At 72.2% G+C, this 13,707-nt stretch carries 5 protein-coding genes and 1 riboswitch; of the genes, 4 read left to right on the forward strand and 1 reads right to left on the reverse strand.

Annotated features, from left to right (window positions below; translation table 11 throughout):
- Positions 1–81: 81 nt before the first annotated feature.
- Positions 82–3,111 carry a BTAD domain-containing putative transcriptional regulator gene (locus STBA_RS31160; RefSeq protein WP_077062381.1) on the forward strand — a complete coding sequence of 1,010 codons (3,030 nt, stop codon included), beginning with the start codon at positions 82–84 and terminating at the stop codon, positions 3,109–3,111.
- Positions 3,112–3,786: 675 nt separating this feature from the next.
- On the opposite strand, the gene STBA_RS31165 is transcribed toward STBA_RS31160, so the two are convergent.
- The gene (locus STBA_RS31165) at positions 3,787–4,833 is read right to left on the reverse strand and encodes an enoyl-CoA hydratase/isomerase family protein (RefSeq protein WP_077063739.1); all 1,047 of its coding nucleotides are present in this window, start codon (positions 4,831–4,833) and stop codon (positions 3,787–3,789) included.
- Positions 4,834–4,982: 149 nt separating this feature from the next.
- A riboswitch (cobalamin riboswitch) is annotated at positions 4,983–5,130 on the forward strand.
- A 176-nt stretch (positions 5,131–5,306) separates the two neighbouring features.
- Here STBA_RS31165 and metE point away from each other — a divergent pair.
- The 3 genes from metE to STBA_RS31180 all read left to right on the forward strand — a co-directional run.
- On the forward strand, positions 5,307–7,631 hold the full coding sequence (gene metE, locus STBA_RS31170) for a 5-methyltetrahydropteroyltriglutamate--homocysteine S-methyltransferase (protein ID WP_077063740.1): 2,325 nt from the start codon (positions 5,307–5,309) through the stop codon (positions 7,629–7,631).
- A gap of 254 nt (positions 7,632–7,885) precedes the next feature.
- Positions 7,886–9,352, forward strand: a complete 1,467-nt coding sequence (locus tag STBA_RS31175) for a beta-N-acetylhexosaminidase (RefSeq protein ID WP_253195132.1) — start codon at positions 7,886–7,888, stop codon at positions 9,350–9,352.
- 346 nt (positions 9,353–9,698) lie between these two features.
- The coding region (locus STBA_RS31180) for a type I polyketide synthase (RefSeq protein WP_253195134.1) at positions 9,699–13,707 on the forward strand (4,009 nt) is incomplete at its 3' end.

A 13,707-nucleotide genomic window follows, 5' to 3' on the forward strand; every position in this document is an offset into this window, starting at 1 on the left:
CACTGGTGGCAACTCCGGCTTGTGTGCCATTCTTATACTGTCTTACTTGAATCGGGGAGCGATACCGGCAGGAGGGGGCTGGTGGAGTTCCGGATACTCGGCAGCGTGGATATGGTCGTGGACGGTGAAGTGCGCCGTCCCGGCTCCATCAAAGAGCGCATCGTGCTTGCCTCCTTGGCGCTTGACGTGCGCAAATCCGTATCCTCCGACACATTGATCAACCGATTGTGGGAAGATCGGCCCCCGGTTTCCCCGCGTGGCAATCTGCGCTCTCTGACGTCGCGCCTCAGGAAGGCAACGAAGCATCCCGGAACGCATCAGTCCCCCGTGGTGCAGCAGGATCACGGCTACCTCCTCGATGTCGTTCCGCAGAGCATTGATCTCTACCGTTATCTCGGGCTCAGTGCACGAGCCCGCCATCTCGTCGACGGAGGCGATGACGAGGGGGCACTTCAGGCGCTCGACGAAGCGGCGCCGCTGTGGCGCGGCGACCCGCTGGCCGGAATCACCGGTCTGTGGGCCGAAGAAGTGCGCCGTTCACTGACGCCACGCCTGCTCGCGGCGGCACTCATCCGGGCCGGAATAGGCCTTCGCCGTGGCCATTTCGCCGATATCGTCGGCGCGCTGGTGTCACTCACCAGCCAGTACCCCGAGGATCAGCGGCTGGCCGAGTACCTGATGCTCGCCCTTTACGGCTGCGGGCGGACTTCGGAAGCTCTTCAGGTCTACCAGAGGACTTGGCGGCGGTTGCGCGAGGAATCCGGCGTCGAGCCCGATCACCGACTCAGGCGCCTCCAGAAGAGCATCCTGCGCAACGTCCCCGTAGGGGAACTCGTGCCCGGTGGCGTCAGGGAGCAGCTCCGGTCTGCCACCGGTCCGCCCCCCGACAACCTGCCGCCCGCCGCCGGTCTCGTCGGCCGAGATCAGGAACGCTCCGCGCTGAGGGGTGCATTGGAGCGCGGGGAGAGCGCGGTGGGCGGCTCGGTGGCCCTGGAGGCCATCGAGGGGATGTCGGGCGTGGGCAAGACCGCGCTGGCCGTCGCCGTGGGGCGTGAGATGCGGCATTTATTCCCTGACGGGCTCATATATATTAATTTGCGGGCGCACGCCGGTGCCTCCGCCCCCATGAGTCCGGCGGCGGCGCTCGATTTCCTGCTGCGCTTCCTCGGCACGCCAACCGACCGCATACCGAGGGACCTTGACTCGGCGACGTCGCTGTGGCGCGCGATGCTCACCCAGCGAAGGGTGCTGGTACTGCTCGACGACGCGGCCGACCCCGGCCAGGTGCGCCCGCTGCTGCCCGGCGACTCCCCGTCCGTAGTCGTGGTGACCAGCCGCCGCCGGCTGGTCGGCATCCCAGGACTGCGCCGCATCACGTTGAGCATGCTGCCGGAGCGCGACGCCATCGCACTGTTCCGGCGTCTGGTGGGCGAGGAACGCACGCGGGACGATGCGGAAGTGGCGGACATCGTCCGGCTGAGCGGCTACCTGCCGCTCGCGCTCGAGATCATGGCCGGTCGGCTCAACTCCCACCCCACGTGGAGCCTTTCCGACCTGACCCGACGGCTTCTGGGCAGCAGTCAGCGGATAAGTGCGATCCGCGACGGCGATCGAGAGATCTGGCGAGCATTTGAGTTCTCCTACCGCTTGCTCACCGGTGAACAGCAGTGCCTCTTCCGGCGCCTCGGCCTCCATGTCGGCCCGGACATTACGCCGGAGGCGGTAGCCGCGCTGACCGGCATGACCAGCCACCGGGCGGAGCACCTTCTCGAAGATCTCCTCGACCGGTACCTCATTCAGGAACTCGTGCCCGGGCGCTACTCCCTACATGATCTGCTGCGAGAGTACGCGCAGATACTGGCCTCTTCGGAGGAGCCGGAGACGGAACGCGCGGCTGCGAAGGGCCAGCTGATCGACTTTTACCTTCGGTACGCGGACGCCGCCGATCGCACTCTGTACCCCCACCGCCCGCGAACGCCTGTCGACGCAGTGGCGCACACAATCTCCGAATGGGCCGACCAAGCGCAGGCGCGTACGTGGTTGGGAGCGGAACGGGAGAACCTGCTCGCAACTGCTGAACACGCGTGGCACGTCGGCCCGCCACGACGCGCCGCCCTGTTTGCGCATGTCCTTGCCGGATTCCACGACGCGGAACGTCTCGGCTCCGTGGCCGCGGAGCTGATACGGCGGGCCGCCGCTTATTGGCGGACCACGGAGGAACGGGCGGAAGAGGCCCGCGCCCTGATTGACTTGTGCGCGGCGCGCACGCACGCCGGTCTTCTGCCGGACGCGGTCACCGCGGGGAAAAGGGCGCTGGATCTGGCTCGCTCGCTGGGTGACGCGGACATCGTGGCGGAAGCGCTCACGCGATTGTCCCTGCCCGAGACTTTCCTCGGGAACCGGCACGGTGCCGCCGAACTGCAAAGAGAAGCACTCGACATCTGGCTGCGGACATCCGATCGCAGCCAGTCTGCCAGGGCGCAGAACAATCTCGCCATTACGCTTCTCCACCTGGGCGATCTCGACACCGCTCAGGAACTTTTCCAGTCCGCTCTGAAGGGTTTCGAGGCGAGCGGCCATCACCGGTTGATGGGGTTGGCGCACAATAACCTGGGTGACATTTTCGGGGAACGCGACAAGCCGGGTGAGGCTCGTTCCTCCTACGAGCGTGCACTCCGGATCTTCGAGACTCATGGCAGTGCTGTGGAGCGTGCGACCGTGCAGCTCAATCTGGCGGATCTACTCCAGCACTTCGGCGAATTCGATGCCTCGCTCGACCTGTACGAGAAAGCGCTGCCCGTGCTGCGCGACGCCGGTGAACGGCGCACCGAATCCATCGTTCTGAATGGAATCGGTGTAATCCTGCGGAGGCAGGGCCGGAGAGAGGCGTCCGTACGGCACCATGAGGAGGCCCTGCGGGCCGCCCGAGCCATCGGTGCCGCGCCGGAAGAGGCGCAGGCCCTGCTGGACATGGCTGCCACCGAGCATGACTTCGGCGCGGACGAGGCCGCGGCCTCGTCCGCGGCGGCGGCACTCGAGGTGGCGCGGCGTATCGGTGCGGAAAGTGAGGCTGCACGTGCACAGGAGTTGCTTTCCGTCCTGAGGTCTTGACAGCAGTCCTGTCCGGCGTGACCGGGCGGTCGGCCCGCAAGCTCTCGGTGACTGACAAGTTCACCGATCAACGAGACAGCTGAGACCGGGCCGTAGGCCCTGGCAAGCGCGTGGGGCAGAAGGTATTCGCGGTCACCGGCCCGCCCTGCGGGGGGTACCATATTCGTGGTCCGTGCCACCGTCGGCGTGACGCGCGAATGTGCTCCCGTGTGAATCTGCCGGCGATTGAGTCATGCCCATGGGGTAATGCCCGTGTGCTCGTCGGGCCCGATATCTCTCAGGGTCCTCCTTCGAACATACGATTTTGCATCCGTCGGCTGGATGATCTACGCTGATCCAGCCCTCGGCGGATAAGCCGCCCGAGGCGGATATTTCCGTTCGGAAAGGCGCGCCCTTTTGTCCCCGAAGCGTTCTTCGATTGTTACCCTCTTGGCCTCCACCGCCGTTGTCACGGTATTAATGACGAGCGGTGCGTCCGCGCACGACCGTCATCCGGTGTCAGGTGCCGCGGTCATAGCGGACGAAGAGGCGGGAGCCGCATATCAGACGAAGCTGGTGAGGCTGGTGCCCAAGGTGTGCCTCTACGCGTGAATCGATTTGATCCGGGTCCGGGACCGTACGGTCTCGGACCTTCTTTGTTTTCGGGGGGTTCGCGGGTTTCAGGGGCCGAGTTGTTTACGGCAGGGTCAGTTCTTCCGGGCCGCGGTGGGTGAAGAAACGGGAGATTGTTGAGGGGGTGACTTCTTGCAGGGTGGCGGGGGACCAGTGGGGGGTGCGGTCCTTGTCGATGACCTGGGCGCGGATTCCTTCCACCAGGTCGGGGGTTGACAGGGCGGCGCACGAGACGCGGTAGTCCTGTTCCAGGACGCGTTCCAGGCAGTCGAGGCGGCGGGCGCGGCCCAGGGCGGCGAGAGTGACCTTCAGCGCGGTGGGGGAGCGGGCCAGGAGGGTGTCGGCGGTGGTGCGGGCGGCGGGGGTGGGGGAGGTGCGCAGGCGGGCCACGATCTCCTCGACGCTGCCGGCCGCGTAGCAGTGGTCGATCCACTCGCGGTGGGCGGCGAGTTCGCCCGCGGGTGCCGGGCGTGCGTGGCGGGGCAGGACCTCCGCGGCGGGGGCCGTGGCCAGATCGTCGCGGAGGGCGCCGAGCCGGTCGGCGGGCACGTAGTGGTCGGCGAGCCCGCAGGCGATGGCGTCCGCCGCGCCCACCGGGGCGCCGGTCAGGGCCAGGTGCGTGCCGAGCCGGCCGGGGGCGCGGGCCAGCAGGTGCAGGCCGCCGACGTCGGGCGCGAAGCCGATGCCCGTCTCGGGCATCGCGACGCGCGAGCGTTCGGTGACGACCCGCACGCTGCCGTGGGCGGAGAGACCGACGCCGCCGCCCATCGTAATGCCGTCCATCAGGGCCACATACGGCTTGGGGTAGCGCCCGATGCGCGCGTTGAGGCGGTACTCGTCGCGCCAGAACGCCCGCGTGGGCCCGTTGTCGCCGGCCAGCGCGTTGCGGTGGATGGCGCGGATGTCGCCGCCCGCGCACAGCCCGCGGGGACCCGCGCCGTCGATCACGACGGTCTGGACCGCGGGGTCCTCCGCCCAGGCGGTCAGCGCCCGGTCCAGGTGCTGGACCATGGGGTGGGTGAGTGCGTTGAGGGCCTCGGGCCGGTTCAGGGTGAGGCGGGCCGCGCGGCCCTCGGTGTGCAGCAGGACGGGGGCTTCTGCGGCCATCATGCGGTCCATGGTGTCGTGCGTTCCCCTCGGTCTCCGGTCGGGGTTTCGGACGATCTTCTCAATTCGCGGGCGCAGCCTCCGCGCCGGGGCGCCGCGCGTTAGGCTGGCGGCGCAGCTGGTTCGCCCTGCCCGCCAGGCAGGCGCGTCGCAAGAGGGAACCCGGTGGGAATCCGGGACTGCCCCGCAGCGGTGAGCGGGAACGACCGCCGTCTTGATGCACTGGGTCCGGCCGGGCCTGGGAAGCGACGGCCACTAGGTCTCTGCCCCTGGCAGAGGTGCCCGCGAGTCCGAAGACCTGCCACTGCCCGCGCGGGACCGATTCCGCGCGGTGATCGCGGTGACCTTCGAGGGCGGGTCGGCCTGGGCGAGCGCGGCGCGGCAACCACCGTGCGGCCGCCGTCCGTTCGCCATCCCTTCGCAGCCCTCGTCCGTCCCGGCGGTCAGCAGGAGACATGCTCGCGAAGGAGAGTTTCTTGACCACCAAGTCCGCAGCCGCGGCAGCACGGGCCACCGTGTACGGCTATCCCCGGCAGGGCAGCAACCGCGAACTGAAGAAGGCGACCGAGGGCTACTGGAAGGGCCGGGGCACCGCGGAAGACCTGCGCGGCACCGCCGCCCGGCTGCGCCGCGCCACCTGGGAGCAGCTGTCGGAGGCGGGGATCGACGAGGTTCCCACCGGCCACTTCTCGCTGTACGACCACGTCCTGGACACCTCGGTGATGGTCGGCGCCATCCCGGACCGGCACCGCGCGGCCGTGGCCGCGAGCGCCCTCGACGGCTACTTCGCCATGGCCCGCGGCACGCAGGATGCCGCGCCGCTCGAGATGACGAAATGGTTCGACACCAACTACCACTACCTCGTGCCGGAGCTGGGCCCCGACACGTCCTTCGCCGCGGACCCCGCCAAGCAGCTCGCCGAGCTGAAGGAGGCCATCGCGCTCGGCCTGACCGCCCGGCCCGTGCTGCTCGGCCCGGTCAGCTACCTGCTGCTGGCCAAGCCCGCCCCCGGCGTCGCGGGCGACTTCCCGCCCCTGGCCCTGCTGGAGCGGCTGCTGCCGGTGTACGCGGAGGTGCTGGCCGATCTGCGCGCGGCGGGCGCCCGCTGGGTGCAGCTGGACGAGCCCGCGCTCGTGCAGGACCGCAGCCCGTCCGAACTCGCCGCCGCCGCCCGCGCCTACGGCGAGCTCGGCGCGCTCGGCGACCGGCCGAAGATCCTGGTCGCCTCCTACTTCGACCGGCTGGGCCCGGCGCTGCCGGTCCTCGCCAAGACGCCGGTCGACGGGCTCGCGCTGGACTTCACCGGCAGGGCCGCCGCCAACCTCGGCGATCTGGCCGCCGCCGGCGGGCTGCCGGGCAAGCGCCTGGTCGCGGGCGTCGTCGACGGCCGCAACGTGTGGATCAACGATCTCGAACGCTCCCTGGCCACGCTGGCCACGCTCCTCGGCCTGGCCGACGGCGTCGACGTCGCCGCCTCCTGCTCCCTGCTGCACGTTCCCCTCGACACGTCGGCGGAACGCGACCTCGACCCGCAGATCGCCCGCTGGCTGTCCTTCGCCCGGCAGAAGGTCACCGAAGTCGTCACCCTGGCCCGCGGGCTCAACGGGGACAGCGTCGCCATCGGCGTCCAACTCGCCGCCAACCGCGCGGACCTGGCCTCCCGCACCGCCTCACCCCTCACCCGCGACCCGGCGGTCCGCGCCCGGGTCGAGGCCGTCACCGGCGCCGACGCCCGCCGTTCCCGGCCCTATCCGGAACGGGCCGCCGCCCAGCGCACGCGCCTCTCCCTGCCGCCGCTGCCCACGACCACCATCGGCTCGTTCCCCCAGACCACGGAACTGCGCACGGCCCGTGCCGACCTGCGCGCCGGGCACATCGGCACCGAAGCCTACGAGGAGCGGGTGCGCACCGAGATCCGGGACGTCATCGCCTTCCAGGAGGCGGCCGGTATCGACGTCCTGGTCCACGGCGAGCCCGAACGCAATGACATGGTCCAGTACTTCGCCGAACAGCTCACCGGCTACCTCGCCACGCAATCCGGCTGGGTCCAGTCCTACGGCACCCGCTACGTCCGCCCGCCGATCCTCGCGGGCGACGTCTCGCGGCCGGGGCCGATGACGGTCCGCTGGACCCGGTACGCGCAGTCGCTGACGGACCGGCCGGTCAAGGCCATGCTGACCGGCCCGGTCACGATGCTCGCCTGGTCCTTCGTCCGCGACGACCAGCCGCGCGCCGACACCGCCCGGCAGGTCGCCCTCGCCCTGCGCGACGAGGTCGACGATCTGGAGGCGGCCGGCAGTGTGGTGATCCAGGTCGACGAGCCCGCGCTGCGCGAGACCCTGCCGCTGCGCACCGCCGACCACGCCGGGTATCTGGCCTGGGCCACCGAGGCGTTCCGCCTCACGACCGGCGGGGCGCGCCCTGACACCCAGATCCACACGCACATGTGCTACGCCGAGTTCGGTGATGTCCTGGACGCCATCGACGACTTGGACGCCGATGTCATCAGCCTGGAGGCGGCGCGTTCGCACATGCAGGTCGCCGTCGAGCTCGCGGGTGCCCACTACCCGCGCGAGGTGGGCCCCGGCGTGTACGACATCCACGCGCCGCGCGTTCCGGGGGCGGCGGAGGTGGCGGCCCTGCTCCGCAAGGGACTTGAGGCCATCCCCGCCGAACGGCTGTGGGTCAACCCCGACTGCGGCCTGAAGACCCGCGGCTGGCCCGAAGTACGGGCCTCGCTGGCGAACGTGGTGGCGGCGGCGCGCGAGGTCCGCGCCCAGCTGCCCGCGGCGCGGTCCTGACCGCGGCGGCCGGTGCGCCCGCGTTCGCCGCGGGGGTACCGGCCGCAGGGGGGCGGGGGTGCCGCGGCCCTATTGGCAGCGGGTCGAGCGAGATGTACCTTCTGTCGCATTGGCGGGCACGGCCCCCTTCCCTTCGCCGACGAGTCTGGAGTCCCGCACGGCATGGACGCATCCCGGCACCGCACCGCGCACCGGCCCCCGGCCGCCGATCCGACCGCCCCCATATCCCCCCGCGGCGCCGGCCGCGCCGCCCGGTGAGCCGGCCGCCGGCCGTCGTGCCGCGGCCCGAGACGATGCACGTGGGGGAGGGGCACTTCACCTTCGGCCCCGGCACCGCGGTGCGCGCCCCCGACGACATCGGCGATCTGCTGCGCGAGGTACTGGGCGTCGCGGGCGGCGCCGCGGCGGATGAGGGGATCGAACTGTCCCTGACCAGGGATAACGGCCCCGGCACCGGCCTCGGCGCGGAGGGCTACCGCCTGCGGGTCACGCCGGACGGGGTGCGTGGCGAGGCGGCGACGCCGGCCGGGCTGCGCTGGGCGGTGCAGACCCTGCGGCAGCTCGCCGACGGCGACCGGCTGCCCTGCGTGGAGATCACCGACCGGCCCCGGCACGCCTGGCGCGGCTCGCTGCTCGACGTGGCCCGCTGGTGCCACCCGCTGCCGTTCCTCTACCGCTATGTCGACCTGCTCGCCCTGTACAAGCTGAACACCCTGCACCTGCACCTCACCGACGACCAGGGCTGGCGGTTCGAGGTCGAGCGGTACCCGAGGCTGACCGAGGTCGGCGCCTTCCGGACCGGTTCCCCTGTCGGTCACGCCAGGGACTGCCGCACCGACGAGGTTCCGCACGGCGGCTTCTATACCCAGCGCGAACTACGCGGACTGGTCGCCCACGCCGAGCGGCGCGGCGTGCGAATCATGCCGGAGATCGACGCCCCCGGGCACATGCAGGCCGCCATCGCCGCCCACCCCGAGCTGGGCAACGACCCGGCCCGCCGGCTGCCGGTGCGGCGGGAGTGGGGCATCTCCTCCCACGTGCTCAACGCCGCCGACGAGACCGTCGCGTTCGTGCGGCACGTGCTGGACGAGCTGACGGACGTCTTCCCCTTCCGCTACGTGCACATAGGCGGCGACGAGGTGCCCCCGCACGAGTGGCGGGCCAGCCCGGCCGCGCGCCGCCGTGCCGCGGAGGAGGGACTGCCGGGGCCGGACCAGCTCCTCGGCTGGTGGTCCGCGCGGCTCGCCCGGCACCTGTCGGGTCTGGGGCGGCGGGCCGCCGTCTGGGACGAGTTGATCGAGCACGGCGTGCCCGAGGGCACGGCCGTCTTCGCCTGGCGCACGTCGGAACGCGTCACGCTGGCCCTCCGCCAAGGGCTCGACGTGATCGCCGCCCCGCAGGAACGGACCTACCTGGACTGGTCGGAGAGCGACGCCCCGCAGGAGCCGCTGGCCATCCGCGCCGGCCTGCCGATGTCCGAGGTGTACGGCTACGCGCCACCGGACGGCGTGTTGGGCGTTCAGGGCCAGTTGTGGAGCGAGTACCTGCCGACGCCCGAGCTGGTCGAGTGGCGCGCCTTTCCCCGGTTGGCCGCCCTGGCCGAGGTCGGCTGGTCCACGGGCGGCCGGGACTTCGCCGAGTTCCGCCGCCGGTTGACCGCACATCTGCCGCTGCTCGACGCGCTGGGTGTGGGCTACCGACCCCTGGAACCGGCCGCCTGACGCCCCCCGGGCCCGGCCCCGGGCCCGGCGCTCGATGTACGGCCCTGATAGAGGGCCTCTCAAGCCCCACTGAAGCGCCACGCCCGAAGCGCCGGTTCCGTTTCGTGCGGAAGCTGCCCCTTTCGCCGCGGCGTTCCTCCAGTGCCCCAGGAGTCGCCGCAGTTCAGCGCCGGGGCCGAACGCACCACCGCGCCCCGGCGCCGCGACGGGAAATGAGCGGAACGTGACAGAGCCGTAACTATCCTGGAGCGACGCGCAGTCCGCCTCGTCTAGGATGCGGACTGACCTGCCCGAGTACCAGCCCGGGCCGAAGCAGATCAGACGTGTGGCCATGACGGGGGAACACGTGACCGGAACGTCAGGTAGCTCTGCCGCGCGCCCGCGGACGTCCACGCAGGACTCGACAGCCATAGCCGTCGTCGGGCTGGCCTGCCGCCTGCCACAGGCGCAGGACCCGCAGGAGCTATGGCGGTTACTGCGCCGGGGCGGCAGCGCCATCACCGAAGCCCCGGCCGACCGACCGGGGCTCGGCCCCGGCGGCTACCTGGCGGCCCCCGACCGTTTCGACGCCGCGTTCTTCGGTGTCTCGCCGCGCGAGGCGGCGATGCTCGACCCGCAGCAGCGGCTGATGCTCGAACTCGGCTGGGAGGCCCTGGAGGACGCGGGGCTCACCCCGGCCGTGCTCGCCGCGGACGGCGGCGAGACCGGTGTCTTCGTCGGCGCCACCGCGGACGACTACGCGGCCCTCCTCCACCGGCGCGGCACGGACGCGATCACCCACCACACGGTGACCGGCCTCCAGCGCGGCATGGTCGCCAACCGGCTCTCCCACACCCTGGGGCTGCGCGGCCCCAGCATGACCATCGACACCGGCCAGTCCTCGTCCCTCGTCGCGGTCCACCAGGCGTGCCAGAGCCTGCGCGCCGGGGAGTCCGCCGTCGCCCTCGCGGGCGGCGTGCACCTCAACCTCGCCGAGGAAAGCGCCCTGGGCGTCCGCGCCTTCGGCGCCCTCTCGCCCGACGGGCAGTGCCACACCTTCGACGAGCGCGCCAACGGCTACGTCCGCGGCGAGGGCGCCGGTCTGGTCGTCCTCAAGCCGCTGGCCGCGGCCCTGGCCGACGGCGACACCGTGTACGGAGTCGTCCACGGCAGCGCCGTGAACAACGACGGCGGCGGCGCGGGGCTCACCGTGCCGCGGCAGCGCGCCCAGGAGGACTGCATCGCGCTGGCCCACCGGCGGGCCGGGGTGGACCCGGCCGACGTGGCGTTCGTCGAACTGCACGGCACCGGCACCCGCGCGGGCGATCCCGTCGAGGCCGCGGCGCTCGGCGCGGTCCTCGGCTCCGCGCGGCAGAAGGAAACGTTCCTGCCCGTCGGGTCGGTGAAGACCAACATCGGGCACCTGGAAGGCGCGGCCGGTATCGCGGGGCTGCTCAAGGCGCTGCTGGCGCTGCGCCACCGCGAACTCCCGCCCAGCCTCAACTTCGAGCACCCGAACCCGGACATCCCGCTCGACGACCTCGGCCTCCGCGTGCAGACCGCGCTCGCCCCGCTGGGCGGTGCCGGGCGGCCGCCCGTGGCCGGCGTCAGCTCTTTCGGCATGGGCGGCACCAACTGCCATGTGGTCGTGGGCGCGTGGGACGCCGAGGCCGAGGCCGAGGACACCGGGGAGGCGGAGGCCGCCCCGGAGGAACGGCCGCGCGCCCTGCCGTGGCTGCTGTCCGCGGCCACCCCGACGGCGCTGCGGGCGCAGGCGGACCGCCTGGCCCGCCACCTCGACGCGCCTCCCGCGCAGCCTGCGGCCGACATCGCCCACACACTGGCCACCGCCCGCACGCACCTGCCGCACCGCGCCGCGTTCGTCGCCGCCGACCGGGAGCAGGCCGCCGCCGCGCTCGCGGCGCTCGCCGGGAACCGGCCGGCCCCTGGTCTGGTCACGGACACCGCCGACGGCGCGGGCCCCGGCGGCCTTGGGCTGCTGTTCACCGGGCAGGGCAGCCAGCGCCCCCGCATGGGCCTGGCACTGCGCGAGACGTCCCCGGCATTCCGCGCCGCCTACGACGCGGCGTGCGCCGAGGTCGACCGCCACCTGGACGAGCCCGTCCAGCGGGTCATCGCCGAACGCCCCGACCTCCTCCAGCGCACCGCCTACGCCCAGCCCGCGCTGTTCGCCCTCGAAACGGGCCTGTTCCACCTGGTCACCTCCTGGGGCCTGCGCCCGGACGCGCTCGTCGGCCACTCGGTCGGCGAGATCGGCGCCGCCCACGCCGCCGGTGTCCTGTCGCTGGCCGACGCGGCCGTCCTCGTCACCGCGCGTGGCCGCCTCATGCAGGCGCGGCGCGACGACGGCGGCATGGTCGCCGTGCAGGCGTCGGAGGACGAGATACGCGCCACGCTCGCCGGCCACGAGGAACGCGTGACCCTCGCCGCCGTCAACGGACCGGATGCCGTCGTCATCTCGGGCGACGCCGGGGCCGTCGCCGACATCGCCGCGCACTGGCGGGAACGCGGCCGCCGGGTCAAGCAGCTGACGACGTCCCACGCCTTCCACTCCCACCACCTGGACGGCATGCTCGACGAGTTCGGCGAGATCGTGGCCGGCCTGGGCCTCCACGCCCCCCGGCTGCCGGTCATGTCCAACGTGACCGGCCGTGCCGCCGACCCGCAGGAGATCCGCACCCCGGCCTACTGGGTGGCGCAGGCCAGGCGGCCCGTCCGGTTCGCCGACGGCCTGCGGCACGCCCACGGCGCGGGCGCGCGCACGTTCCTCGAACTGGGCCCCGGGGCCGTGCTGTCCGCCATGGGCCGCGGCTGCCTCCCGGACGATCCCGCGGCGCTGTTCGTGCCCCTGCTCCGTGCCGACCAGCCCGAGCCGCGGACGGCCGCCACCGCAGCCGCCCGACTGCACGCGCGCGGCCACCGCGTCGACTGGTCCGCGTTCCCGTTCGCCGAAGGGCGCCCCGCCCGGCGCGTCGCCCTGCCCACCTACGCGTTCCAGCGGGAACGTTACTGGCTGGACGAACCCGCCCCCGGCGCGCCCGCCGCGGCCCGGCCGGAGCGGGACCCCGAGCCCCGGCCCGAAGCCGCGCCGGCCGCACCGGCCGTGCCGCCGCGCGACCGCCTGACCCTGGTGCGGCAGGAAGCCGCGGCCGTGCTCGGCCACGCCTCGGCGGACTCGGTGCCGGAGGGCACCACGTTCCGCGACCTCGGCTTCGACTCCTTCATGGCCGTCGAACTGCGCGACCGGCTCCGGGACGCCGCCGCGCATCCGCTGCCCAGCACCGTGCTGTTCGACTACCCCACGCCCGCGGCACTCGCCGACTACCTGGCGCACGGCCCCCGGCAGGAACGGCCCGCCCCGTCCGTCGCCGGTGGTGGTGGCGGGGCGGATGAGCCGGTGGCGATTGTGGGAATGGCGTGCCGGTATCCGGGTGGTGTGGAATCGCCGGAGGATTTGTGGCGGCTGGTGGTGGACGGCGGGGATGCGGTGGGTGATTTCCCCGGTGATCGGGGCTGGGACCTTGCGGGGTTGTTCGACGCCGATCCGGAGCGGGTGGGGACGTCGTATACGCGGCGGGGTGGGTTTCTGTCGGGGGCGGGGGATTTCGATGCGGAGTTGTTCGGGATTTCGCCGCGTGAGGCGTTGGCGATGGACCCGCAGCAGCGGTTGCTGCTGGAGGCGTCGTGGGAGGTGTTCGAGCGGGCGGGGCTCGATCCGCTCGGGCTGCGCGGCAGCGGCGTGGGCGTTTTCGTCGGGGCCACCGCCCAGGATTACGGGCCGCGGCTGCACGAGTCGACCGACGACATCGGCGGCCACCGCCTGACCGGCATCACCCCGAGCGTCGCATCGGGCCGGATCGCGTACAGCTTCGGGCTTGAGGGTCCGGCGCTGACGGTGGACACGGCGTGTTCCTCGTCGCTGGTGGCGCTGCATCTGGCGGCGCAGTCGCTGCGCAGCGGCGAGTGCTCGATGGCGCTGGCGGGTGGCGTGACGGTGATGTCGACGCCGGGGATGTTCGTGGAGTTCAGCCGTCAGCGGGGGCTGTCCCCCGACGGCCGGTGCAAGGCGTTCGCGGCGGGCGCGGACGGCACCGGCTGGGCGGAGGGGGTGGGGGTGTTGCTGTTGGAGCGGTTGTCGGATGCGCGGCGGAACGGTCATCGGGTGCTGGCGGTGGTGCGGGGTTCGGCCGTGAATCAGGACGGTGCGTCGAATGGGCTGACGGCGCCGAACGGCCTGGCGCAGCAGCGGGTGATCCGGGCGGCGTTGGCGAATGCGGGTGTTTCGGCGGCCGAGGTGGATGTGGTGGAGGCGCACGGCACCGGGACGACGCTGGGCGATCCGATCGAGGCGGGGG

Origin of the sequence: Streptomyces sp. MP131-18 (assembly GCF_001984575.1) — a bacterium.
In the GTDB taxonomy this organism is placed as follows: domain Bacteria; phylum Actinomycetota; class Actinomycetes; order Streptomycetales; family Streptomycetaceae; genus Streptomyces; species Streptomyces johnsoniae.

What these genes read in the sequence shown, in the direction of transcription:
- STBA_RS31165 (WP_077063739.1), bottom strand. Translation starts at nt 4,833, where the DNA reads ATGATGGCCGCAGAAGCCCCCGTCCTGCTGCACACCGAGGGCCGCGCG.